Below are 21,942 nucleotides of genomic sequence, written 5' to 3'. Positions count from 1 at the left end.
GGCGTCGGCATCGGGTCCGATCAAGCCGCGGCTGAAAGCTCGGCCAGGTGCGCCAGCATCGCCGCGGTGGCGCCCCAGACCGTCCAGCGCTCGCTGCGCATGGACCAGACTTCGTAATCGCGCTGGCGATGCATGACCCGGTGGCGGCAGTAGGAGGCCGGGTCCAGGACGCGCGCCAGCGGCACGGTGAACACGGCACGCACTTCGCGCGGACAGGGGTTGAAAGAAGGGACTTCGTCCAGCAAGCCGACCACCGGCACGACCCGGTAGGCGCTGATGGTATCGAACTGCCGCATCAGACCAAGAATCCGAACGCTTTCGGCCGTGATGCCGGTTTCCTCTTCGGCCTCGCGCAGCGCGGTGTCAATGGGAAAAGTCTCATCACCGTAGCGTCCACCCCCCGGGAACGCCACCTGGCCGGCATGGGTCAGCGTGCCGCCGCTGCGAACGGTCAGCAACAGACTCGGTTCCGGCGCCCGCATCAAGGGCACGAGCACAGCGGCAGGCCGCGGTTGCCAGACCGATGCGCCGTCGGGCCGGTACCCGTCTACTGCCAGTTCGGCGACCGGCGTATCGGCAGGAAACAGGCGGGACGACAGGCGCTCGAGCCTGTCGTCCAGGTCAGTCATCGTCGAACAGCAGCCCGGCGCGCTGCGGCAAGGCCTGCATGATGGCGCGGCGCTGGTCGGAGTTGTAGCTCAGCCAGGCCGTGATCTCATCGCCCGATCGAAAACAGCCGATACACAAACCCTCGGGGCCGAGGGTGCAGGTTCCGATGCACGGCGACTCGATATCCGGAATCGGCGCGACAGGCTCGCCCATGCCAGCTTACTGGCCGGGAACCGGCGCGCCTTCCTCGAAGCCTTCGGGCTCACCGATCTGCACCAGGCGCACGTCGAACTGCAGGGCTTCGTTGGGCCCGATGATGGGCGGATCGCCGCGCACACCAAAGGCGAGCTCGGGCGGCAGAAAGACCTGCCACATCGCGCCTTCGCGCATCAGCGGCAGCACTTCCTGCCAGCCCTCGATGACCGAGTTGACCTGGAACACGGCGGGCACGCCGCGCCGGAAGGAACTGTCGAACTCGCGGCCGTCGATCTTGGAGCCGCGGTAGTGGACGGTGACCACGTCTTCCAGGCCCGGTCGATCACCCTCGCCTTCTTCGATCACCCGGTACTGCACCCCGCTGGGCAGGGCAACAATGCCGTTCTTGCTGCGGTTTTCGGCCAGGAACTCGGTGGCCCGCTCCTGGTTATCCTCGGCCAGCTGCTCGAAGGCTTCCATGCGCTCCTGGCGAATCTGCTCCTGCAGTTCGGTCATCAGCTGGCGCATTTCGTTGATGTCCACGCGCGGCTCGGTCTCGGCATACGCATCGCGCACGGCCTGAAAAACCGACTCCAGCTCCAGCTCGATATCGTAGCTGCGCAGTTCTGCGCCGAACTCGTAGCCGATGGAATAACCCAGTTTTCCGGGCTCGGACTCGAGGTCCTGGGCCGTCGCAGACGCGGCCAGAAGCGAAGCCGTGGCGAAGGTCAAAAGTATCTTTTGCATGTTGACTCCAGATGAGTGCAATGAAAGTGGCCGATGGAAAGCCGACCCGGCATTTTAAACCAGACGGGGCAACAGGATCATGCTGTCTCGGCGCCGGCGGCAACGCTCGCGATCGAATTGTCTGATCAGTCCGGATCGCGTCGGGGCATACATCAATGTGACCCGCGCCAGGCCACGCCGGTTCCCGGTCTGCGCAAGGTTAAATTTACCAATATTGCGGTTAATTTATCCTATCGGTTCAGGTGGTTTTGCATTAAGCCATTGTTTTCATGATTTATTATTTTTGGCATGCCTGTTGCATTTAAGCTGGCAGACCGAACCATAGCCAAGGAGCAACACCGATGGGAATTTTCTCTCGCATGGGCGACATCATCAACGCCAACCTCAACGCTGCCCTGGAAAAAGCCGAGGATCCGGAGAAGATGATCCGACTGATGATCCAGGAAATGGAAGACACCCTGGTCGAGGTCCGTTCGGCCACCGCCAAGTGCATCGCCGAGAAAAAAGAGCGCGCGCGGCTGCTCAAGCGGCTGGAGGAACAGCAGATCGACTGGGCCCGCAAGGCCGAGATCGCGCTCGACAAGAACCGCGAGGACCTGGCCCGGGCCGCGCTGGTCGAAAAGACCGCGATCAGCGACCGCATCGGCTACCTGACCGAAGAGCTGACCCAGTACGAGGACCAGCTGGCCAAGTACGACGCCGACATCGGCAAGCTGCAGGCCAAGCTTACCGACGCCCGCAATCGCCAGCGCGCGCTGGTCATGCGCCATCGCTCGGCCAGCCACCAGCTCAAGACCCGCAAGCACCTGCACAACGACAAGATCGACGAGATGCTGCACCGCTTCGATTCAGCCGAGCAGCGCATCGAGCAGATCGAGTCCGAGGCCGAGTCCCTGGACATGGGCCGCAAGGGCCAGAGCCTGGAGTCGGAGTTCCGCCAGCTCGAGACCGATGAGCGCATCGAGGCCGAGCTGGCCGAAATGAAATCGAAGAAGCAGCAGGGATAAGCGGCCATGTTTCCCGACTTCATCTTTCCGCTGCTGGTCATTTTCCTGGTCATCGTCCTGCCGGTGTGGCTGGTCATGCACTACACGACCCGGAATTCAGCCAATCGGCGGCTCAACAGCAAGGACGAGGCCCTGCTCGAAGATCTCAACGACAGCGCCCGTCGCATGGAAGACCGCATTCGCACGCTGGAACGCATTCTCGATGCCGACAGCCCGGACTGGAGGAACCGCGCATGAACAAGATCAGAGAAAACGCCAGCCGCAACCGCCTTTACCGCGACAAGGATCGCGCCATTATCGCCGGCGTATGCGCCGGCCTGGCCGACTGGACCGGCGTCAACCGCGTCGGCCTGCGCCTGGTGGTCGTCCTGCTGGCGCTGCCGTTTACCTTCGTGATGGTGGTCGGCTACCTGGTCCTTTGGCTATTGCTGCCGAAACGGCCGCGGGATCTCTATCGCGACGAGGAAGAAGCCGAGTTCTGGCAGGAGGTCCGGCGCTCGCCGCGCGACTCGGTCAGCCATCTCAACCGCCGCTTTCGCGACCTGGACGGACGCCTGCAGCGCATGGAGGCCTGGATCACCTCGAGCGAGTATCGCATCGACCGCGAGCTGCGCGACTGAGCCGGCGCGGCCTGCGGACATGCACCTGCTGCTCATTGTGTTCACCGCCCTGCTGCTGATCCCGGCCGCCCTGGCCGGGATCGCGGCAGGCCTGCACGACCTGGCAACAAGCGGTGGCGAGCTCGCCGCGCAGATCGATCAGCTGATTGATATCGGCCGGGCGCTCTGGCCGGCCTGCTGCGCTCTGGCGACGCTGGCCGGCGCCATCGCCCTGCTGCTGGCCGGCATCATGCTGCTCGCGCGTGGTTTACAATTCGGCGGCTGATTCGCCATCGAGACCCGCCATGTCTTTTGAAAACCTGTCCGTCGTCACCCGCGGCGGCGTGCACACCATCACCATCAAACGCCCGGCCAAGCTCAACGCCCTCAACCGCCAGACCCTGCAGGAGCTTTACGGGGCGATCATCGACGCCAGCGGCGACGACAAGGTTCGGGTCATTGTTCTGACCGGCGCCGGCGACAAGGCTTTCGTGGCCGGGGCCGATATTGGCGAAATCCGTGAACAAACGCCGCTCGAGGCGCGCCGCTTTTCACAGTTTGGCCAGGACCTGATGAGCATGATCCAGAGCCTGAACAAGCCGGTCATCGCCGCGATCAACGGCTACGCGCTGGGCGGCGGCATGGAGCTGGCGCTGGCCTGCCACCTTCGCATCGCCAGCCGCAACGCTCGATTCGGATTGCCGGAAATCAAGCTCGGCATCATGCCGGGCTTCGGCGGCACCCAGCGCCTGGTGCGCCTGGTCGGCTCCACGCTGGCGCTGGAAATGGCCCTGGGCGGTGAGCCGATCAGCGCCGAACGCGCGTTCGCTCTGGGACTGGTCAACCAGGTGGTGGAGGCCGAGGAACTGAACGAAGCCGTCCAGTCCATGGCCGCCCCGCTGGCCAGGGCGGCGCCCGAATCCGTGCGCGGGATCCTCCAGGCCACGCTCCAAGGGGCAGAAATCAATCTTGAGGCCGGCCTTGCGCTGGAGACGGCCCGCTTTGCCCTGTGCTGCGCGACCGAAGACATGCAGGAGGGCACCAGCGCTTTCCTCGAGAAGCGCCAGCCGGAATTCACCGGGCGCTGAGCAGCGCCCGCGGACATCGATCAGGCCATCGGCTGGCGCGAACTGAACGCGTGCGCCAGGGTGGACTGATCCGTGTGCTCCAGCTCGCCGCCCAGCGGCACGCCCTGGGCCAGACGCGAGACGCGCACGCGGTGACGTGCAGCCATTTCTCTCAGGTAGTGCGCAGTCGCTTCGCCCTCCACCGTCGTGTTGGTGGCAATCACGATCTCCTCGGTGGCACCTGCGGCCAGCTGGCGCTCCAGCTGATCCAGCCCCAGGTCGCCGGGACCGATACCGTCCAGCGGCGACAGTCGCCCCAGCAGCACGAAGTAACGCCCCTGATAGCCGGTCGCCGCTTCGATCGCCAGCACATCGGCGGGGCTTTCGACGATGCACAGGATCTGCGAACTGCGACGCTCGTCGGCACAGATCCGGCAGACCTTGGCGGCGGTGAAGTTGCGGCACCGGTCACAGCGACGGATATCGCGCATGGCGACCGCCAGTGCGTTCGCCAGGCGCCGACCGCCGTCGCGATCGCGCTCGAGCAGGTGCAGCGCCATGCGCTGGGCCGAGCGCGCGCCCACCCCGGGCAGGCAACGCAGCGCGTCGAGCAGCGCGTCGAACGGATCAGCCGCCATGCAGAGCGAGGCCTGGCTTAGGGCAGCGTGAATCCAGGCGGCAGCGGCAGTCCGCCGGTCAACCCCGACATCTTCTCCTGGCTGGCTTCCTGGACCCGATTGACGGCGTCATTGACCGCGGCGGCGACCAGGTCTTCGATCATTTCCCGGTCGTCGGCCACGCTCTCGTCAATGCGCACGCGGCGAACTTCGTGGCGCCCGCTCATGGTGACTTCCACCAGGCCGCCCCCGGCCTGGCCGGTGACCTCCAGGTCGGCCAGCTCCTGCTGGGCCTGCTTGAGGTTTTCCTGCATTTTCTGCGCCTGCTGCATCAGCTGGCCGATATTGCCTTTCATCATCTTTTCCTTTAGTGACTTCTTGTATCAAGCGGTCGAATGGAATCGCGCAGCACTTCGGCGTCGAAACGGCTGCGCAGGCGCTGCACCAGCGGGTCCTTGTCGATGGCGTCCTCGGCCTCCGCCTGGCTGGCATCGCGACGCGACTGTTCCCGCCGGGCCGGGGTGTCGAGATCGACCTCGTCCACGGCCCGGATGCTGACCCGGACCTCGTAACCCAGGTGGGCGCTCAAGGCGCTCGTCAAGGCCGCCTTGAAGCGCTCGGTCATCATGAACAGATCATCTCGACCGGCGGTGAAAGTGATGTATCCATCGCCCGTCTCGCTGAACGCAAGCAAGGCGGCCACCGTGCGCACCGAGCCGTTGAGCCCGAGCCGCGCCAGCAATGCCGGCCAGTTCTCCGCCGTCAGCACCGGCGCATCGGAAGCGCTGCTTGGCGTCGCCGAGCCACCTTCCGCCACCGCGCCGGGCGAGTCCTCAGGCGATGGCACCGGCTTTGGCGCCGCGTCCACGGCGCCGGATGCGGCCGAGGCGAGGCCGCGGGCATCCTCGCCGATTGGGCGGCCAGGCGCCGATGAGCGCCCGGAAGCGCTCCCGTCCGGATTGTCCATCGGGGCGAAAGCAAACATCCGCAGCAGCGTCATTTCGCAGCCCGAACGTTCCGTCGGTGCCAGATGCAGATCGCGCCGTCCGGTCACCGCGATCTGGTAATACAACTGCACGTCCTCGGAATCCAGGCGCGCCGCCATCGCCGTGAGCTCCTCCCAGTCGGCGCGCGAATCGTCGCGGTAATCGGGCAACTGCTGGATCAGCGCGATGCGGTGCAGCGCTTCGGCCAGATCCTGAAGCAGCCGCGACAGGCTGCGGGCCTGGCCGAAGACCTCGCCGATCGCGGCGATCGCGGCGCCGGGCTGGCGCTCGGCCAGGGCCTGGAGGAGCTGGTGAATATGGCGCTGCTCGACGCTGCCGAGCATGTCGCGCACGGCCTTCTCGCTCAGTCCTTCGCCCGCGGCCAGGGCCTGGTCAAGCAGGCTCAGCCCATCACGCATGCTGCCGTCAGCGGCGCGCGCCAGCAGGCTCACCGCCTCGCCTTCGGCCTCCACCTCCTCGGCAGCAAGAATCTGGCGCATCTGTCCGGCGATTTCATCGGTCTGCAGGCGGCGCAGGTTGAACTGCAGGCAGCGCGACAGGATGGTCACCGGTATTTTTTGCGGATCGGTGGTCGCCAAAACGAACTTGACGTGCTCCGGCGGTTCTTCCAGCGTCTTGAGCAGGGCGTTGAAGCTGTGGGTGGAGAGCATGTGGACTTCGTCGATCAGATACACCTTGAACCGGCCGCGGGCCGGCGCGTACTGCACGTTATCGAGGATCTCACGGGTATCGTCCACCTTGGTGCGGGACGCGGCATCGATTTCGAGCAGGTCGACAAAGCGCCCTTCATCGATCGCCACGCAGTTTTCGCAAACCCCGCACGGCTCGGCGGTCACGCCCTCCACGCAGTTCAGCGACTTGGCCAGAATGCGCGCGATGGTGGTCTTGCCCACCCCCCGCGTGCCGGTAAACAAAAAAGCGTGATGGATGCGGCCACTGGCCAGGCCATTACCCAGAACCTGGACCACATGCGACTGGCCGACCAGCCCGGCAAAATCGCGAGGCCGCCACTTTCTCGCAAGAACCTGATAGCTCAATCTTTTTCTCCAGAAATTCCGTTACGCCGCCAGACTTTGCGCAGACGGCTGCAGGGTGGTTGAGTGTACACCAGGCCTTCTCCTGGACGGCCGATGTGGCCTAAGCTATGAACCAGGCCATGTCGCGAACGGACCGGAGCACTGCGGTGAAAGAATACCGTTTCTCCCTGAGCATCAGCACCGATGAGTACCTCCGCTATTATCAGGGCCAGGCCGTTGCCGTCGTCGTGACCGACAGCGAAGGCCGAACCATTCGCTTTCCCGCCAATGCCCTGCGCGCCCACGTCAACCACGCAGGCATTCAGGGCCGCTTTCGGTTGATTACCGACGATGAGCACCGCCTGCAGCGCCTGGAGCGGATCGGGTGACCGGCGCGACAATTCGGCCACAGCGTGGCTCAATTCTGGGATAATCAGCGACTGGCGGTCTTTGCCGGTCTTCCCACGCTGTTTCTGCCGTGAACCCCGTCAGGCCCGGAAGGGAGCAGCGGCAGCGGCAGGCGCAGGCGCTGGGGTCGGGCTGGTGAAGGCCGCCTCTTTCATTGTCAGCGCCCTTCTCGTGGCAACGAGTCAGTGGCGTTCGGCCACGCGGGGCTCGAGGATCAACAGACGATTCAGCTGGCGGCGGCGCGCGCTGCCGAACAGCATATCGTCGAGGGTGTAGCCGTCCAGCACCGCGAGAAAGGCCTCGCTGGCTTCAGTCACCATATCGCTGAAACGACAGACCGGGGCAATTTTGCAGTCGCGCTCGTGGCGCATGCACTCGACCAGGTGAAAATCGTTTTCCAGGGCCCGAATGACGCTGCCGACACGGATCTCGTGCGGTGAGCGGGCCAGGCGCAGGCCGCCCTGCTTGCCCCGCCTGGACTCGACGACGCCCTGCGCGACCAGCTGTTGCACAACCTTGGTCAGATGGTGGTGGGAGATGTCGAAAGCAGCGGCGATCTCGCCAACGGTGGCCTGGGACTGCGGATGCAGACCCAGGTAGGTCAGAATCCGGATGCCGTAATCGGCATGCTGGGTAAGCTTCAAGGCCGAATCATCCGAGGCGTCGCCTAGCTCATCGATGAAGCAAAGCAGGGGGCGGGCCCGTCACCGCCGGTCAACTGGACGCTGCCCGGCGTCGGCTCCTGGCCAAGCAGTTCTTTCATCACCAGCTGCTGGGCCGGACCTTCGAGCAGATCGGCAAGGGTAACCCCATCAAGCACCGCCAGGAAGGCCTCGCTGGCCTCGCGCAGCTTGGCCCGCAGGCGGCAGACCTCGACGAGCACACAGCGCCGGTCGGCGCGCATGCAGTCTGCAACGCCGAGGTTCGGTTCAAGCGTACGAACCACCTCGCCGACGCTGAGACGATCGGGCGGAGCGGCGAGCCGGATCCCGCCTTTCTTGCCGCGCCGGGAATAGACGAAACCCTCGGCGGCCAATTGCTGCACCACCTTCATCAGGTGGTTTCGGGAAATACTGTGGGCCTCGGCAATCTCGGCGATGGTCGACAATTCCTCGCCTTTCAGGCCGACATACATCAGCGCCCTCAGGCCGTATCCGGAGTATTGGGTCAAATGCATCGCAGGTCTCTTTGCCGATTGGCGATATTGGAATGAGCTTTCATTATGGGCAGGCAGAAATAGAAGTATTTGATATTGATCAATTCAGACACACCGGCTGGCGTATCCTCGTGCGTCTGTTCAATGTCCGTCAGGAGACTCCATGAAAGCCATTCAGGCGCGCTACAGCCAACGCGGTCCGAACCCGGAAGCCTTGATCGAACCGGTCGAAGTCGACCTGCCCGACCCCGAACCCGGTGAAGCGCTGGTGGAAGTGCTGGCCAGCCCCATCAACCCGTCCGACCTTTTGACCCTGACCGGCCTGTACGGCATTCTGCCCGAGTTGCCCGCAACGGCCGGCAACGAAGGCGTCGGCCGGATTGTCGCGCTGGGCGCTGACGTGCAGGGGCTGCGCGAAGGCCAGACCGTGCTGCTGCCACTCGGCTGCGGCACCTGGGCCAGCCATCTGGTGGCAGCCGCCGGCGATCTCGTGCCGCTGCCCGACAACGCCGATGCCCAGCAGCTGGCCATGCTGACCATCAATCCACCCACGGCTTCCCTGCTGCTGTCGGAGTTCGTCGACCTCAAACCCGGCGACTGGGTGATCCAGAACGCCGCCAACTCCGGGGTCGGCGGCTACCTGGTCAAACTGGCGGCCGAACGGGGTATTCGCACGATCAACGTGGTGCGCCGCGAGGGCGCCGCCGAAGTCGTCAGGTCCGCGGGTGGCGATGTGGTGCTGATCGACGGTGATGATCTGCCCGGCCAGGTTCGCGAAGCCACCGACGGCGCCAGAATCCAGCTGGCCATCGATGCCGTGGGCGGCACCTCTACCGAGCGTCTCGCCGGTTGCCTCACAGACGGCGGCACCATTGTCAACTACGGGGTGATGAGCGGTCAGCCCTGCCAGGTCTCACCGACTCACCTGATCTTTCGCGGCCTGACCCTGACCGGCTTCTGGCTGGCGACCTGGTACGCCGGGGCGAGCACCGAACAGCGCACGACCCTCTACGCCGATCTGACCCGTCGCATCGCGACCGGGCAGCTGCGGGTGCCGATTGCCGACACCTTCGATATCCGCCAGATCAAGCAGGCCGTGGCCGCCGCCGCGCGCGGCGAGCGCGCCGGAAAAGTCCTGATCACGCCGCGGCACTGAAGTCGGGCGAAAAGATTCCGATCCCGCATCCGTTCCTTATCCGGACGGAGACGGGGCCGGCGGAAACGGGATCGGCGGCGGCGCGAAAGGCGACTGGCCGGATTCGAAAATATGGTTGAGCGCGGCCGCCAGCCGCGCCCCGGCGCGCGCGATCTGGCGCTCGGCCACCGGCTGCCAGATGGCTCGATAACGCTCGTCGAGTACGCCGACGGGCGCTTCGACCCCGGGCGGAATTTCAGCGGCCGGAACCTCTTTCAGCGCATCCCTGCGCGGGCGCGGATACAGACCGCCAAAGATCAGCTTTCGGGCCCCGATGACCCAGTCGCGCGGGCTGCTGGCCGCCCACGCCCGGCGCTCGTGATCACCGTGGCGGGCGCGCAGCACGGCGGCGAACTCGCGGCTGTCGAAATCGGTCTGCACGGCGGCAAAGATCTGGTTGTCCCAGTAGCGGTGCAGGTTGATCACCTCGCCTTGGTAGAGCACGGGCACATTGTTGGCGCCGCGGTCCTCGGCAAAACCCGAATGCAGCGGCTGATGGAGATCGGCCAGAAAATGGATCAGGAACTTCAGTGCCTCGACGCGCTGAATCCGCGGCTGGGCCGTATCGGCCAGGATTTCGGCATAGCCCAGCACGGCGCTGTAGACAGTCCCCTGCGGCAGATCGAAATCGGCCTGCGACGGCACCAGCACGTCGACGGGGCCGTTGACGTAGTGCAGCGGCGCCGTTTCCGGCCGATCCGGTCGAACCTCGTCAGCCCAGGATCCGACCGCGGCCAGCCCCTGGCCGTCAAGCAGCTCCAGCACCGCCGCCCGCGCAACCGGCGACAGATCGCCTTCGGCCAGATGACCCGTCGCTTCATGCGCGAAACGGCTCCAGGCCAGGGCCGGCGCCGGCAGGCACAAGGCAAGCACAAGGACCGCTGCAAGCGCAACGGACGACAACTTAAGCGGGTTCATTGAAAACTCCAGCAGCTGCACAGGGGCGCCTATGGTAGCCGAGCCCGGCCCGCTTCAGCGCGCCGGAACCGACAAACTTGACCCGGGTCAATACCTACCGATTGAGACTCATTTAGATTGCTTTTCGAGACCCAGGAGGATGCGGCCCGGATGAGCCCGACGATTGCGAACGATGCGCCTGTACCCGGCGATAGTCTCAGCCGACTGCCGAGCGGGCACGTCGCGCGCGTGCGCGCGCTGCCGAATGACGACGAACCGTACCTGCGGCTGCGCGCCATGGGCCTGTGCGAAGGCCGCAAGATCGAGGTCATCCGCCACGGCAGCCGCATGATCGTCTCGCTTTCAGGCGTCAGAATCGGCGTCGACCGCCGCCTGGCCGAAGCCATCGAAGTGGAGCCAGGCCCATGAGCCAAGGCCCTGTCGCCACGCTTGAACTGCCGCGGATCAGCGAAAATCGCCCGACGGCAGGGGCGCGGCGCCTGCTGTTTGCCGGCAATCCCAACGCCGGCAAGACCACCCTGTTCAACCGCCTGACCGGGCTAAAGGCACGAACCTCGAACCACATCGGCACCACGGTCGAGGTGCGCAAGGCGCGCGTGATCTGGCAGGGACAACCGGTCGAGATGGTCGACCTGCCCGGCCTGTACGGCCTCGACAACCACAGCGCCGAAGAACGCGTCGCGGCCGAGTACATCGAATCCTCCCTGGCCGACCCGGCGATCGATCTGACCGTGGTCATGGTCGCCGACGCCACCAACCTCGAGCGCAGCCTCTACCTGGCCGGCCAGCTGCGCGAGCGCTGCGACTCGCTGGTCATCGCCCTGAACATGACCGACCTGACCCGCCGGCGCGGGATCGAGCTCGACTGCCAGCACCTGGCCATCGAGCTCGGTGCCAGCGTGGTGCCGGTCTCGGCCCGCAGCGGCGAGGGGCTCGACGAGCTTCGCGACGCGCTTGTTGCAGGCGCCGAGTGCGCGGCCAATGGCTGTCCGGCCTGCCTGGCCTGCAGCGGCTGCAAGCCGGCCAAGCGCTATGCCTGGGCCGAGCAGGTCAACGAGCGCGCCGGCGGGAAGGGGCTTGTGCGCGATTCGCGCCTGACCCAGGTGCTCGACGACTGGCTGACCCACCCGGTCTACGGGCTGGCCGCGTTTATCCTGGTGATGGGCGCGCTGTTTCAGTCGATCTTCATGCTCGCCGAAACGCCGATGAACTGGATCGACACCGGTTTTGCCAGCCTGGGCGCGGCCGCGGCCGGCTGGCTGCCGGACAATCTGCTCGGCAGCTTCGTCGTCGACGGGGTCATCGCCGGCCTGGGCGGGACGCTGATCTTCCTGCCCCAGATCTTCATCCTGTTTTTGCTGATCTCGGTGCTCGAAGATACCGGCTACCTGGCGCGTGCGGCCTTCGTGGTCGACCGCTACATGGCCCGAGCCGGGCTGCCCGGACGCGCGTTCGTGCCGATGCTCTCGGCCCATGCCTGTGCGATTCCGGCGATCATGAGCACGCGCACCATCGACAATCCGCGCGATCGCCTGGCCACCATGCTGGTGTTGCCACTGTTTTCCTGCTCGGCCCGCATCCCGGTCTACATCATGGTCACGGCCATGCTGTTCGCCGACCAGCCGCTGCTGGCCGGTGCAGTGTTTGCCGGCGCCTATTTTCTCGGCATCGTGGCCGCTTTTGCCGCCGCCGTGGTCATCCGCGGCACCCTGCTCAAGGGCCGGCCCAACCCGCTGTTGATCGAGCTGCCGACCTACAAACGCCCCCACCTGCAAACGGCGCTGACCACCGCCATCGACCGCAGCGGGCTGTTTCTTAGGCGCGCCGCGACCCTGATCCTGACCATCAGCGTGATTCTCTGGGCGCTGGGCACCTTCCCGCGCCTGGACCCCGAACAGCTGCCGGCCGCGACCGCCGAGCAGGTCGAGCAGCTCCAGGCCGAACAGGCCGCGCCCGAGCGCATCGACGCCGTGGTCGCCGCCGCGCAGCTGGAGTACTCCTTCGCCGGACGGCTAGGCAAGACCATCGAGCCGGTCTTCGCCCCGCTGGGCTTCGACTGGCAGATCAGCGTCGGCGTGCTGGCCTCGTTTGCCGCCCGCGAGGTCATTGCATCGACCCTGTCGGTGCTCTACGGCATGGGTGGTGATGGCGAAGAAGATCCCGACAGCATCGGCGAGCGCTTGCGCGACAACGTCTCGCCGGCCGCGGGCTTGAGCCTGCTGGTGTTTTTCGTCCTGGCCATGCAGTGCCTGCCGACCCAGGTCATCACCCGCCGCGAGACCGGCACCTGGCGCTGGCCGCTGTTCCAGCTCGGCTACATGTCGGTGCTGGCCTACACGGCCGCCTTCATCGTCTACCAGGTCGGCTCGATCTGGCTGGGCTGAAGCCCGACGGGCTCGAATTGCGGCCTCGGCGCGGAGCCCTTCCAGTCCGCCCCATTCATGCCTCCGAGGAGCGTCTTCGGTCCTCGCGCTGCTCGCTTTGTTCGACTTCGTCCTCCTCGCGTCTGGCCTGCTCGTGGCGAGCGTCTCCCTCTGCGCCCAGGCTGCGTTTACGGAGTTCCGCGATGCGTTCGGCGCGGCCGTAGAGTACGAGCCGGTCGCCCGCGCAGAATTCGGTATCGGGGGTCGGTGCCCCGAGGTAGTTGCCGCTTTCCCGACGGATGCCGAGGACGAGGATGCCCTCACCGTGCAGTTCGGTTTCGGCCAGCGTCTTGCCAACCGGCCAGTCGTCCTCGTCCAGCGCCAGCTCCCGGATGGTGAAGTCACCGGAGATGTCGAGCAGATTGACCAGATCGCTTGCCCCGAGCTCGGTGTATCGATTCAGCAGGCGCCGGATGACCCGGGACATGATTCGATCGGCGGCGCGGCTACGCGCCAGAATCCAAAGTCCGGCCAGGCCCGCCGCGATCACCCCGAGACGGGTCAGCGCTTCCTGGGTGGTCGGTGATCCCGTAAAAGAAAGCACCAGCGAGGCGATGGCGCCGGTCAGGCCGGCGTTCCTGACCACCATCAACACCATGACAATGCGACGACGCACCGGATGATTGACGATCGCTTCGGCTTCCCGGGTCGTGAAACCGGTCCCGGACAGCGCCGAGCGCGCCTGGAACCGCGCGACTTCCGGCGAAAGCCCGGTCAGCGTCAGGGCCACGCTCACGAAGCGCGCCACGATCAGCGACAACAGCAACACAATGAGAAACGTGGCGACGGCGGTCATGGCTGACAGGCTGCTCCAGGTCTCGGCACTGAATCGATCCGCGATGCGCAGCGATCCGAACGCACAAGTCTAGTCGATGCGCAACGGCCCCATCGGTCGGCCTGCGACACGCTCGGTCCAGGGCTAAGGCATCAGACCCGCTAGACGCGATTGGCCAGAGCGAAGCCTTCGCATCTGGTCTTACGCCTGGGTCCCTCTGCTCTAACCAGCGGGCTTGGTGCGACTGCTCGTCAGTCGCGGCGCCGGGCTGCGGCTCGTTCGCTGAGGCGGCTTGGCTGTTGGCTACGCGACGCCCGCGATGTCGATCTGGACGCAGACCGATCAACGCTGGCGCGCGCTCGATCGCCAGTCCGTTGAGGCGGCGTCGGGGCCATCTGGCGGCTCGAGGCGCGATCCCGGGCAGCGGCGCGGGGCGCCGAGTTGCGCGCAGGACGGGTGGTCCGCACCGTGCTGTTGCGCGCGCGCTCAGGAGTCCGCGAAGACGCAGACAACTGGCGTCTTGAGGGGCTGGGCGCTGCAGCGCGCGGCCGGGCGGTCGATCGCACCGCTGACGGTGGCGTGCGGCGCGCCGACGACGCCGCATTCGACGGGCGCTGTGACCGTCGCTGATCCACCGGCAAGCCGCGCTTGGGGACCGCGCTGGACGGCTCGCGGGTCGTCCGAGTCGTCCGATTTGCCGAGCTTTTGACCCGGTCGCGCTGGCTGCTCGAGTTTGGCGACGAGCCGCTCAAGGCCCGCGCTGGCGATCTCGTCTGCGCATTCGATGAACGCCGCGTAGACAGCCGGTTCTCGGCGCTTGGCGGACGGGAGGTTGCTCGACCGGCGCGCGGCTGACCGGCCGCTGGCGCTTGCCGATCCAGTCCCGAACGCCGCTCTGCCGCCCACTGGCGCTGCTGCGAGCGCGTTTCGGCAACCCGCGCCGTCGCTTTCCTGTTGTTCGCAGCAACAGCAGCCCGCTGCCGGCTGGACTGGATGCTGGCCTGGCGATGACGAGCGGGTACATCGGCCCGGTACGCCACGCCGCGCCGATGCGTCGGCTTGTGCGTCCAGCGCCGGGCACTGTCGTGACGGGCGACGTCTCGACCGCTGTAGAAATGCTGATTGACCACCGTACGCGGCCGCGAATAGTGTCCCGGCCGATAATAGTGGTGGTGGTGATTGACCACCACGACCTGGCGCCGCGACCAGTGAAAAGAGCTGAAAAAGAAGGTGGGCGCCACGCTGTAGGCTGGCGACCAATAAAACGACACCGAACTTCGGTAACGGCGCGGGTGGCTCCAGGCGATGGGCGGGTAGTCCGCCCAGTGCCAGCGTCCATACACCACGCTCGGGTTGTAATGGGGCAGGTAAATCACCTGCCGGCGGGCCGGCTCGATGTAGATGACCTCGCGCTCGCGCACCACCTGCACGTGCTCGTTGCTGCCCAGGTTGCCGGCCCGATGGGCCTGCCCCCTGAGCCGCTGGATGCTGTCGAGCACGTCTTCTTCCTGGACCAGGAAGGCATCACCCAGACGCTGGGTCCAGTCCAGGTCGGCGTCCATGCGCGCCAACAGTTCAGGGAACGCAACCAGCGCCATCACCGACGGATCCCACGCGTGCCCGATCACGGCATTGACCGCTGCCTCACCGCGCAGATCCGGATTGTTGCGGGACCAGCGGGCGGCCTGAACCACCTCCAGCGGATAGGTCGCGGCAATCAGCACGTGCGATAGCACCGTATCCGGATACAGCGCCACCGGCGCCAGCATCTGGTCCAGCTCGCCCTGGCCGAAACCATGAAAATCACCGACGCTGCGCGCACTGACGGCCGGCGCGAGCAGTAAAGTCAACAGGGTCGCCATCACTGCAGTCTGAATCGGTCTTTTCATGGTGCACTCCTTGGCTTCAAGCCGGATCAAGGCGACGGTTTCTGCCGCTGTGTGACCCTTGTAACCCACCGAGGCTGAAGTCAGGCTGAACGGAAACGCGACGATTCTAGTTGGCCGAGCGCCAGTCCCGCAGCTGCTCGACCACCGCTTCGATGGCCGGCGGCTGCTGTTCGGACAGCGGCATGGTCAGCAAAAGGCCGCGATGCGAGGCCGGCAGCAGCACCGGTTCCGGACCGCCCGGCACGGCCAGCGACTCGACCGACACCGCCCCATCACCGACGCCCTCGCCGGCGTCACGCCACCATTTCTCGACGACCTGGTCAAAATCGTCGATGCCAAGATCATCGGCCAGCCGGCGCAAGCCGACCAGCATTTCCGGGGTCGGTTCGGTCAACTGGCCACCGAGAATCAGCATGGGTACGGCGTCAGGCCATGCCCGGGCATTGAGTTCGGACAGGAACCGACTGCCGGGCCGCAGATCGATCTTGGCCGCGCCCGTGCCGTCGCGCAGGCCGGCGAACAACGAGGCACGGCCCTCGGGCAGATCGGCCATCCATTCGCGGATTTCCAGCCAGGCCCGCAGGCGCGCCCACTCGGAACCCTGGTTGGGAGTGCCAATCATGATGACGCCGCCGACCGTGGCGCCGCCAACGGCAGGCGGGCCTTCAACCGGGTGGCGGTGGCGCGAGACGAAATCGCGAATCACAAGCCCCCCCATGCTGTGGCCCACTAAAAAAACCGTCTCGGTCTCCAGCGTCGGCCATTGTTCGGCGAGCAAGTCGGCGCTGTGGTCAATCGCCTGATCGTTTGGATAGCGAAATTCCCAGGCCGTCAGTCCGGCCTCGGCCATCGCCGCGGCCATTTCGTCCCAGATCCCGCCCGGCTCGTCCAGCCCGTGGATCAACACGACATCAGGCTCCGGGCCGGAATGATCTTCAGAGGCCGGACTGAAACCGATCGTGCCGGGCTCGGGCGAGACCACCTCCGGCAGCCACTCCTCCAGCTGAGCCTGGGCGGTTACACGAAGGTCCCGCTCCAGATCCGGGTGGGTCTCCGCCCAGAAGATCCAGCTCGCCACCAGAGCAAAAACGACCAGCGGCAGCGCAAGCAGCAGCGCCAGCGACTTTTTGCCGGGCGGGTTGTGTTTTCGGACCGTCATTGATGGAAATCAAAGCATGCCAGTTGAAGATGGTTATCATTCTGACCGATATCTGTGATCAACGAGACCCTCCGATGCGCTTTGACCTTCGAGTTTTGAGACTGACCTTTGTGCTCCTGGCCCTTGGCGGGCTGTCGCCCGCCTACCCCCAGGTCGTTTTGCCACCCATCAACATCGGCAACACCAACTTCATGGATGGTCGCGCCCTGCCCGGGACCATGTTTCAGCAGACCATCATCGCCGCGGATGCCGACAGCTTCAGCGACAACAACGGCGACACCCAGCCCGCGCCGGACGCCCTGCGCACGGTCGGCATCGCCACCCAGGTCGCCTGGTTGTCGGATCACAAGCTGCTGGGCGCCAACTGGGGCGCGGAGTTCATTCTGCCGCTGGTCCACGTGGATCTGGATGTTATTCCGGGCCTCGACGATCGCCAAAGCGGCTTCGGTGACCTGTTTCTGAGTCCGCTGGTGCTGCAGTGGCCGGAAAAAGAGCTCTTTGGACGCCCGTTCTGGCAGCGATTCAACTTCAATTTTACCGTTCCGGTGGGCGGGTATGACCGTAATCGCCTGGCCAACACCGGCACCAATACCTTTCGCGTCAACCCCCATTATGCGGCCACCTGGATGTTCACCGATCGGTGGGAAATCAGCGCCCGTTTTCACTATCTGTGGAACGGGCGCAACGACGACCCGTCACCGGCCCTGGGCGCGGACTGGAGCCAGGCCGGCGAAGCCGTGCACACCAACCTGGCCATTTCGCGCGAGATCGCCCCGGGACTGCGGCTGGGCCTGGCCGGCTACCACTTGCGCCAGATCAGCGACGACCGCATTGACGGGATGAACGTGCGCGACTCGCGCGAGCAGGTGATCGGCTTCGGACCCGGCATCCGCTTTCAGCGCGGGCCCCAGGTGCTGTTCGTGCACGCCTACCATGAGACCGCGGTTCGCAACCGCCCCGAGCGCAACCAGGTCATTGTGCGGTACGCTCGGTTCTTCTAGGCGAGATTTCCAGGCGAGGAGAACTAAGCATGCCCGAATCGAAGAACTGGCTTGAGCGGCAATTGCCCGAGATCACGGCCAACTGGTCCAGCCTGTCCCTGTACCGGCGCTTCGAGCGGGTCATCTCCATCGTCCTGACCCTGGCCATCGCGCTACTGGTGCTCGTGGCCATTTTCTACCTGGTTGCCAACGTATTCTCGCTGCTGTTCATCACGACCCAGGACCCGTTCGACTATCGCCTGTTCCAGGCCGTGTTCGACATGGTGCTCACCGTTCTGATCGCGATGGAATTCAACAACTCCATCGTCCGAACCATGGAAGAGGAAGGCCGCCTCGGCGGCTTCATCCACGTCGAGGTCGTGGTGCTGATCGCGATCATGGCGGTAGTGCGCAAGTTCATGGTGCTGGAGGTCGACAAGCTCGACCCCCTGCACCTGCTCGGCCTGGGCGGCGCCATCCTCGCCCTGGGCGCGACCTACTGGCTGCTCAAGCGCGCCGGCAGCGACTGACGTCCGTTCTCCGCGGGCCTACTCTGAGTTCTCGCGGCGATAGCGGACTTCACCGCCGACCAGGGTCAGGTCGACCCGGGCCTCGGCCAGTTCATCCTCGCTGACTTCGAGCAGGTTGCGGTCCAGCACCACCAGGTCGGCCAGCTTGCCAACCTCGATCGTGCCCAGGCGTTCTTCTTCAAAGGCGGCGAAGGCGCAGTGGATGGTGTAGGACTTCAGCGCCTCGACCCGCTCCATGGACTGTTCCGGGAAAAACCGCTCGCCGTTGGCCATCTCGCGGGTAATCGAGGCGTGCAGCGAGGCGATCGGCGAGATCGGTTCGACCGGCACGTCGGTGCCGTTGCAGATCGTGGCACCGCTGTCGAGCAGTGAGCGCCAGACGTAGGCCTCTCTTTCCGCCCGCTCCTCGCCCAGCCGTTGCGGCACCCAGGGCCCGTCGGAGGTGGCGTGAATGCCCTGCATGGACGCGATCACGTCCAGCTCGGCAAAGCGCGGCACGTCGTCGGGGTGCAGGGTCTGGGCGTGCTCGATGCGCCAGCGCAGCGCCTCGTCACCGGCCAGGCGCTGAATCGATTCGTAAACCGACAGCGCCTCGCGGTTGGCGCGATCCCCGATAGCGTGGGTGTTGAGCTGGAAACCGTGCTGGTAAGCAATCGCTGCGGTCTCGCGCAGGTCGGCCAGCGACATCTGCGGCAGACCGGAATGATCGGGACGGTCGGCATAGGGGCGCAGCAGCCAGGCGCCGTGGGTGCCCAGGGCACCGTCAAGATGGCGCTTGACCGAGCGCACCGCCAGCATCCGACCGTCGGCCGGCGGACGAAGATAGTCCGGCAAACGGCGATCCAGGTCGGTGTTGGTCTCGCCGATCACGGCCACGTAAAGCCTGAGCGGCAATGCGCCCTCTTCGTCCATGGCCAGGAGCCTGTCGATGTCGTCGAAACGCTGGCCCATGTCGTGAAAACTGGTGACGCCGTGGCTCAACGCCTGCTCGGCGGCCAGGTCGACCTGGCGCTGAAAGCGTTGCTGGCGCGCGATCTGCCCCAGCCCCTGGTACCAGATGCGCATGCGCTCGCGAACCGGCTGCTGGGCGGCCTGCCGCAAAAAGCCGGTGGGCTGGCCTTCCCCGTCGCGCACGATCTCGCCGCCTTCCGGGTTCGGTGTCCGCTCGGCAATCCCCGCCAGCCCCAGCGCCATCTCGTTGGCCAGCGCGGCATGGCCGCTGGCGTGGGTCAACAGCACCGGGTTGTCCGGGCTGACCGCGCTCAGCTCGTGGTGGGTGGGTACGCCGTCGACCACGTCTTCCCCGGTTTCGTTCCAGTTTTCCTGGTGCCAGCCGCGGCCCGTGATCCACTCGCCCGGCTCGGCGTCGGCCACCGCCTGTTCGACCCGGCTGACCACCTCGGCAAAAGAACGCGTGTCCTGCAGGTCCAGCGTCATCAGCGCCTCGCCCAGGCCCAGAAAATGTCCATGGCCCTCGATAAAGCCGGGCAGCAGCATGCGCCCGTCCAGATCAATCACTTCGGTTTCCGGGCCGGTCAGCGCCTCGATCTCCGCGGGCTCGCCCACGGCCACGATGCGGCCGTCCCGAACCGCAACGGCTTCGGCCTGGCCCGGATCAGCGGCCAGGGTCACGACATCCCCGCCGACCAGAACCAGGTCCGCGGGCTCGCTCTGGGCCAGCAGCGTTTGCGATACCGCGACCGTGAGCACCAGTACGACGATGCAAGCGGCGGATCTTGAGGATTTCATGGCGTTTCCTTAATCGTTGCTGACTGAAGGTGCAAGCATAGGAGATCGTGGACCGGCTTGCCGGAGAAACGACCGCCAGGCGCGCAATCGGCGAACGGAGGGCCTCATGCCGCCGCCGCGCCGTCGATTTGGGCACCAATCCGCTCCAGCACCCCGACACAATCGCCACCGAGCTTGAACTGCAGCAGCTCATCGGCGCGGGTGCGGCCGTCGTTGATCGCCGCGATCGGCAGACCGGCGGCCGCCGCCTGGCGGACGATGCGATAGCCGGACATCACCACCAGCGAGGATCCGACCACCAGCACCGCGCTGCTGCGCGCGATGGCCTCGGCGACCGCTTGCGCGCGGGTTTGCGGCACCGGCTCGCCGAAAAACACCACGTCGGGCTTCAGCGGCCCGCCGCAGACCGTGCACTCGGCCACCCGAAAGCCGGGATAGGCGCTGGCGTCGAGCTCGGCGTCGCCATCCGGGTTGTAGCCCAGTACCTCGGGGTGCCAGTCGGGATTCAGCGCTTCCAGGCGTGCCTGTACCTCGTCGCGATCGCAGCCTGCGCCGCACTGCAGGCAGCGGACCCGGGCCAGGCGGCCGTGCAGCTCCACCAGCAAGCTACTGCCCGCCGTGGCGTGCAGGCCATCGACGTTCTGGGTCACCAGCAGCGACAGTCGGCCCAGCTGTTCGAGCCGCGCCAGCGCGCGATGGGCGGCGTTGGGCCGGGCCTGCTGCATCAGCCGCCAGCCGAAATAACTGCGCGCCCAGTAGCGGCGGCGCACCAGCGCCGAGGCCATGAAGTCCTGAAAAAGAATCGGGTCGCGACGCAGCCACTGGCCGTCGGCGTCGCGGTAGGCCGGAATCCCCGAGCCGGTGCTCATGCCGGCGCCGGTCAGCACCAGAAGCCCCGGATGGTCGACGACAAACCGCCCAAGCTCGGCCTCATCGGCCGTCGGCGGCGCGGCCGACGTGGCCGGGCGCATCTGCGGGATTCGAATCAGGGGACGGGCGTTGGGCACGGGGGCAGCGCAATCACGACAGTTCAAACTCAGCGGCAGAGCATATCTTCCCGGCCGCCAGACGGCATGAAGACAGCCCTTTTCCTAGCGCACGCCGACTTTGCGCATGGCCACGCGCGCGACCGGAGGGACCAGCCGTCCCACCCAGTAGGCCAGGCGGCCGTGACCGGTAAAGACAAAGACCTTGCGCCGCCGCCGGATCGCTCGCACCATCACCCGCGCTGCCCGATCGCTCGGCCACATCAGCCGGGCGGGGCGAGGGTCGCGGGCGTCGGGGTGAAACACCCCCGCGCTGTCGACTCGCGCGATATTGCTTTCGACAAATCCCGGGTGGATGGTGGTGCAGCTGACACCGCTGCCGGAAAGCTCGATCTGCAGGGTCTCGCCGATCGAATGCACCGCCGCCTTGGAAGCCGCGTACGGCGCCGCCCTGGGCACGGGCACAAACGCCGAGGCGCTGCCGATGAGCACCAGGCGCCCGGCCGTTGCGCGCAGCTGCGGCAGGGCATGGCGGGCCGTCATCGCCAGCGCGGTGACGTTGAGCCGCATCTGCCGGTCCCAGTCGGCGGCCGAGATGTCCTCGAAGCGTCCGCTGACGCTGAAACCGGCGTTGGCCACCGCCACATCCAGCCGGCCCAGCTCGGCCGCGATCCGGTCGGCCGTCGCGCGCAAGCTGGCGTCATCGGTGACATCGCAGGCCATGGCCACCGCCCTGCCGCCGGCGGCTTCAATATGCGCGACCAGCTGCTCAAGCATCTTCTCCCGCCGCGCCGTGAGCACGAGCGTGGCGCCCAGCCGGGCGAACTCCAGCGCCATCGCCCAGCCCAGGCCGGACGAAGCGCCGGTGATCCACACCACTTGATCCTTGAACTGCATGTCCAACTCCAGG

The 21,942-nt window shown here is 66.0% G+C and carries 26 protein-coding genes and 1 other RNA gene; 12 read left to right on the top strand and 15 right to left on the bottom strand.

The annotated features are described in order from the left end of the window. Nucleotides 1-20 precede the first annotated feature (20 nt). From G3I74_RS14115 to G3I74_RS14105, 3 genes are read right to left on the bottom strand one after another with little or no spacing between them, the layout of a single operon-like run. A complete protein-coding gene (locus G3I74_RS14115) occupies nt 21-629 on the bottom strand; it encodes a CoA pyrophosphatase (RefSeq protein WP_164212251.1) in 609 nt (202 codons plus the stop codon). Beyond that, nucleotides 622-822, bottom strand: coding sequence for a DUF1289 domain-containing protein (locus G3I74_RS14110; protein ID WP_164212250.1), 201 nt, complete (start codon nt 820-822; stop codon nt 622-624). Before G3I74_RS14110 ends, G3I74_RS14115 begins: the two co-directional genes overlap by 8 nt. Before the next feature lie 6 nt (nt 823-828). Beyond that, the gene (locus tag G3I74_RS14105; RefSeq protein WP_164212249.1) at nt 829-1,551 is read right to left on the bottom strand and encodes an FKBP-type peptidyl-prolyl cis-trans isomerase; all 723 of its coding nucleotides are present in this window, start codon (nt 1,549-1,551) and stop codon (nt 829-831) included. 341 nt (nt 1,552-1,892) lie between these two features. Here G3I74_RS14105 and pspA point away from each other — a divergent pair, with 341 nt between their 5' ends. From pspA to G3I74_RS14080, 5 genes are read left to right on the top strand one after another with little or no spacing between them, the layout of a single operon-like run. Beyond that, nucleotides 1,893-2,558 carry a phage shock protein PspA gene (gene pspA / locus G3I74_RS14100; protein WP_164212248.1) on the top strand — a complete coding sequence of 222 codons (666 nt, stop codon included), beginning with the start codon at nt 1,893-1,895 and terminating at the stop codon, nt 2,556-2,558. 6 nt (nt 2,559-2,564) lie between these two features. Continuing rightward, the gene (gene pspB / locus G3I74_RS14095) at nt 2,565-2,795 is read left to right on the top strand and encodes an envelope stress response membrane protein PspB (RefSeq protein ID WP_164212247.1); all 231 of its coding nucleotides are present in this window, start codon (nt 2,565-2,567) and stop codon (nt 2,793-2,795) included. Continuing rightward, a complete protein-coding gene (pspC, locus tag G3I74_RS14090; protein WP_164212246.1) occupies nt 2,792-3,178 on the top strand; it encodes an envelope stress response membrane protein PspC in 387 nt (128 codons plus the stop codon). The genes pspB and pspC overlap by 4 nt, the downstream gene beginning before the upstream one ends. A 19-nt stretch (nt 3,179-3,197) precedes the next feature. Further along, on the top strand, nt 3,198-3,443 hold the full coding sequence (locus tag G3I74_RS14085; protein WP_164212245.1) for a hypothetical protein: 246 nt from the start codon (nt 3,198-3,200) through the stop codon (nt 3,441-3,443). Between the two features lie 19 nt (nt 3,444-3,462). Then, nucleotides 3,463-4,245 carry an enoyl-CoA hydratase/isomerase family protein gene (locus G3I74_RS14080; RefSeq protein WP_164212244.1) on the top strand — a complete coding sequence of 261 codons (783 nt, stop codon included), beginning with the start codon at nt 3,463-3,465 and terminating at the stop codon, nt 4,243-4,245. Between the two features lie 20 nt (nt 4,246-4,265). On the opposite strand, the gene recR is transcribed toward G3I74_RS14080, so the two are convergent. The 3 genes from recR to dnaX are packed head-to-tail and all read right to left on the bottom strand — an operon-like array spanning nt 4,266 to nt 6,885. After that, on the bottom strand, nt 4,266-4,862 hold the full coding sequence (gene recR, locus G3I74_RS14075) for a recombination mediator RecR (protein WP_164212243.1): 597 nt from the start codon (nt 4,860-4,862) through the stop codon (nt 4,266-4,268). Between the two features lie 17 nt (nt 4,863-4,879). After that, on the bottom strand, nt 4,880-5,200 hold the full coding sequence (locus G3I74_RS14070; protein WP_164212242.1) for a YbaB/EbfC family nucleoid-associated protein: 321 nt from the start codon (nt 5,198-5,200) through the stop codon (nt 4,880-4,882). An 8-nt stretch (nt 5,201-5,208) separates the two neighbouring features. Then, the gene (gene dnaX, locus G3I74_RS14065; protein ID WP_164212241.1) at nt 5,209-6,885 is read right to left on the bottom strand and encodes a DNA polymerase III subunit gamma/tau; all 1,677 of its coding nucleotides are present in this window, start codon (nt 6,883-6,885) and stop codon (nt 5,209-5,211) included. A 146-nt stretch (nt 6,886-7,031) separates the two neighbouring features. Here dnaX and G3I74_RS14060 point away from each other — a divergent pair, with 146 nt between their 5' ends. Next, nucleotides 7,032-7,253: a DUF2835 family protein gene (locus G3I74_RS14060; protein WP_164212240.1), complete on the top strand. Its 222-nt coding sequence runs from the start codon at nt 7,032-7,034 to the stop codon at nt 7,251-7,253. Between the two features lie 62 nt (nt 7,254-7,315). Continuing rightward, nucleotides 7,316-7,413, top strand: an RNA gene (gene ffs / locus G3I74_RS14055) — signal recognition particle sRNA small type. 41 nt (nt 7,414-7,454) lie between these two features. Here ffs and G3I74_RS14050 read toward each other — a convergent pair. Beyond that, entirely contained in the window at nt 7,455-7,916 is a 462-nt protein-coding gene (locus G3I74_RS14050; protein WP_164212239.1) for an RrF2 family transcriptional regulator, read from the bottom strand. A gap of 23 nt (nt 7,917-7,939) precedes the next feature. Then, nucleotides 7,940-8,449, bottom strand: coding sequence for an RrF2 family transcriptional regulator (locus G3I74_RS14045; protein WP_164212238.1), 510 nt, complete (start codon nt 8,447-8,449; stop codon nt 7,940-7,942). 142 nt (nt 8,450-8,591) lie between these two features. On the opposite strand from G3I74_RS14045, the gene G3I74_RS14040 reads away from it, so the two are divergent. Next, nucleotides 8,592-9,584, top strand: a complete 993-nt coding sequence (locus G3I74_RS14040; RefSeq protein WP_164212237.1) for a zinc-dependent alcohol dehydrogenase family protein — start codon at nt 8,592-8,594, stop codon at nt 9,582-9,584. Nucleotides 9,585-9,620: 36 nt separating this feature from the next. On the opposite strand, the gene G3I74_RS14035 is transcribed toward G3I74_RS14040, so the two are convergent. Beyond that, nucleotides 9,621-10,541, bottom strand: coding sequence for a S1/P1 nuclease (locus G3I74_RS14035; RefSeq protein WP_164212236.1), 921 nt, complete (start codon nt 10,539-10,541; stop codon nt 9,621-9,623). A 150-nt stretch (nt 10,542-10,691) separates the two neighbouring features. Here G3I74_RS14035 and G3I74_RS14030 point away from each other — a divergent pair, with 150 nt between their 5' ends. Together G3I74_RS14030 and feoB are read left to right on the top strand one after the other, a co-directional pair. Beyond that, nucleotides 10,692-10,949, top strand: coding sequence for a FeoA family protein (locus tag G3I74_RS14030; protein WP_164212235.1), 258 nt, complete (start codon nt 10,692-10,694; stop codon nt 10,947-10,949). Further along, nucleotides 10,946-12,925: a ferrous iron transporter B gene (gene feoB / locus G3I74_RS14025; RefSeq protein ID WP_164212234.1), complete on the top strand. Its 1,980-nt coding sequence runs from the start codon at nt 10,946-10,948 to the stop codon at nt 12,923-12,925. Before G3I74_RS14030 ends, feoB begins: the two co-directional genes overlap by 4 nt. Nucleotides 12,926-12,980: 55 nt before the next feature. On the opposite strand, the gene G3I74_RS14020 is transcribed toward feoB, so the two are convergent. The 3 genes from G3I74_RS14020 to G3I74_RS14010 form a co-directional block, all read right to left on the bottom strand. Beyond that, the gene (locus tag G3I74_RS14020; protein WP_164212233.1) at nt 12,981-13,760 is read right to left on the bottom strand and encodes a TrkA C-terminal domain-containing protein; all 780 of its coding nucleotides are present in this window, start codon (nt 13,758-13,760) and stop codon (nt 12,981-12,983) included. Nucleotides 13,761-13,990: 230 nt separating this feature from the next. Further along, complete coding sequence (locus G3I74_RS14015) at nt 13,991-15,628, bottom strand: DUF3300 domain-containing protein (RefSeq protein WP_164212232.1); 1,638 nt, start codon at nt 15,626-15,628, stop codon at nt 13,991-13,993. Between the two features lie 106 nt (nt 15,629-15,734). Continuing rightward, nucleotides 15,735-16,787: an esterase/lipase family protein gene (locus tag G3I74_RS14010; RefSeq protein ID WP_164212231.1), complete on the bottom strand. Its 1,053-nt coding sequence runs from the start codon at nt 16,785-16,787 to the stop codon at nt 15,735-15,737. A 74-nt stretch (nt 16,788-16,861) separates the two neighbouring features. Here G3I74_RS14010 and G3I74_RS14005 point away from each other — a divergent pair, with 74 nt between their 5' ends. Together G3I74_RS14005 and G3I74_RS14000 are read left to right on the top strand one after the other, a co-directional pair. Further along, the gene (locus G3I74_RS14005) at nt 16,862-17,788 is read left to right on the top strand and encodes a SphA family protein (protein WP_164212230.1); all 927 of its coding nucleotides are present in this window, start codon (nt 16,862-16,864) and stop codon (nt 17,786-17,788) included. Between the two features lie 29 nt (nt 17,789-17,817). Continuing rightward, nucleotides 17,818-18,297, top strand: a complete 480-nt coding sequence (locus G3I74_RS14000; RefSeq protein ID WP_164212229.1) for a phosphate-starvation-inducible PsiE family protein — start codon at nt 17,818-17,820, stop codon at nt 18,295-18,297. A gap of 18 nt (nt 18,298-18,315) precedes the next feature. Here G3I74_RS14000 and G3I74_RS13995 read toward each other — a convergent pair whose 3' ends face one another. The 3 genes from G3I74_RS13995 to G3I74_RS13985 form a co-directional block, all read right to left on the bottom strand. Next, nucleotides 18,316-20,046: an amidohydrolase gene (locus tag G3I74_RS13995; protein ID WP_164212228.1), complete on the bottom strand. Its 1,731-nt coding sequence runs from the start codon at nt 20,044-20,046 to the stop codon at nt 18,316-18,318. Nucleotides 20,047-20,150: 104 nt separating this feature from the next. After that, a complete protein-coding gene (locus G3I74_RS13990) occupies nt 20,151-21,053 on the bottom strand; it encodes an NAD-dependent protein deacetylase (RefSeq protein WP_338063120.1) in 903 nt (300 codons plus the stop codon). 84 nt (nt 21,054-21,137) lie between these two features. Beyond that, entirely contained in the window at nt 21,138-21,929 is a 792-nt protein-coding gene (locus G3I74_RS13985; RefSeq protein WP_164212227.1) for an SDR family NAD(P)-dependent oxidoreductase, read from the bottom strand. Between the last annotated feature and the right edge of the window lie 13 nt (nt 21,930-21,942).

The organism is Wenzhouxiangella limi (assembly GCF_010499265.1).
In the GTDB taxonomy this organism is placed as follows: Bacteria; Pseudomonadota; Gammaproteobacteria; order Xanthomonadales; family Wenzhouxiangellaceae; genus Wenzhouxiangella; species Wenzhouxiangella limi.
This window is presented reverse-complemented; position numbering and strand designations above follow the sequence as displayed.

Excerpts from the sequence above, each read along its gene's own strand:
- G3I74_RS14110 (WP_164212250.1), bottom strand. The coding sequence starts at position 822 with ATGGGCGAGCCTGTCGCGCCGATTCCGGATATCGAGTCGCCGTGCATC.
- pspC (WP_164212246.1), top strand. The coding sequence starts at position 2,792 with ATGAACAAGATCAGAGAAAACGCCAGCCGCAACCGCCTTTACCGCGAC.
- G3I74_RS14010 (WP_164212231.1), bottom strand. The coding sequence starts at position 16,787 with ATGACGGTCCGAAAACACAACCCGCCCGGCAAAAAGTCGCTGGCGCTG.
- pspB (WP_164212247.1), top strand. The coding sequence starts at position 2,565 with ATGTTTCCCGACTTCATCTTTCCGCTGCTGGTCATTTTCCTGGTCATC.
- G3I74_RS14105 (WP_164212249.1), bottom strand. The coding sequence starts at position 1,551 with ATGCAAAAGATACTTTTGACCTTCGCCACGGCTTCGCTTCTGGCCGCG.
- pspA (WP_164212248.1), top strand. The coding sequence starts at position 1,893 with ATGGGAATTTTCTCTCGCATGGGCGACATCATCAACGCCAACCTCAAC.
- G3I74_RS14000 (WP_164212229.1), top strand. The coding sequence starts at position 17,818 with ATGCCCGAATCGAAGAACTGGCTTGAGCGGCAATTGCCCGAGATCACG.
- G3I74_RS14045 (WP_164212238.1), bottom strand. The coding sequence starts at position 8,449 with ATGCATTTGACCCAATACTCCGGATACGGCCTGAGGGCGCTGATGTAT.
- G3I74_RS13995 (WP_164212228.1), bottom strand. The coding sequence starts at position 20,046 with ATGAAATCCTCAAGATCCGCCGCTTGCATCGTCGTACTGGTGCTCACG.
- G3I74_RS14085 (WP_164212245.1), top strand. The coding sequence starts at position 3,198 with ATGCACCTGCTGCTCATTGTGTTCACCGCCCTGCTGCTGATCCCGGCC.
- feoB (WP_164212234.1), top strand. The coding sequence starts at position 10,946 with ATGAGCCAAGGCCCTGTCGCCACGCTTGAACTGCCGCGGATCAGCGAA.
- G3I74_RS14020 (WP_164212233.1), bottom strand. The coding sequence starts at position 13,760 with ATGACCGCCGTCGCCACGTTTCTCATTGTGTTGCTGTTGTCGCTGATC.
- G3I74_RS13985 (WP_164212227.1), bottom strand. The coding sequence starts at position 21,929 with ATGCAGTTCAAGGATCAAGTGGTGTGGATCACCGGCGCTTCGTCCGGC.
- G3I74_RS14040 (WP_164212237.1), top strand. The coding sequence starts at position 8,592 with ATGAAAGCCATTCAGGCGCGCTACAGCCAACGCGGTCCGAACCCGGAA.
- recR (WP_164212243.1), bottom strand. The coding sequence starts at position 4,862 with ATGGCGGCTGATCCGTTCGACGCGCTGCTCGACGCGCTGCGTTGCCTG.
- G3I74_RS14030 (WP_164212235.1), top strand. The coding sequence starts at position 10,692 with ATGAGCCCGACGATTGCGAACGATGCGCCTGTACCCGGCGATAGTCTC.
- G3I74_RS14080 (WP_164212244.1), top strand. The coding sequence starts at position 3,463 with ATGTCTTTTGAAAACCTGTCCGTCGTCACCCGCGGCGGCGTGCACACC.
- G3I74_RS14005 (WP_164212230.1), top strand. The coding sequence starts at position 16,862 with ATGCGCTTTGACCTTCGAGTTTTGAGACTGACCTTTGTGCTCCTGGCC.
- G3I74_RS14015 (WP_164212232.1), bottom strand. The coding sequence starts at position 15,628 with ATGAAAAGACCGATTCAGACTGCAGTGATGGCGACCCTGTTGACTTTA.
- G3I74_RS14070 (WP_164212242.1), bottom strand. The coding sequence starts at position 5,200 with ATGATGAAAGGCAATATCGGCCAGCTGATGCAGCAGGCGCAGAAAATG.
- G3I74_RS14035 (WP_164212236.1), bottom strand. The coding sequence starts at position 10,541 with ATGAACCCGCTTAAGTTGTCGTCCGTTGCGCTTGCAGCGGTCCTTGTG.
- G3I74_RS14115 (WP_164212251.1), bottom strand. The coding sequence starts at position 629 with ATGACTGACCTGGACGACAGGCTCGAGCGCCTGTCGTCCCGCCTGTTT.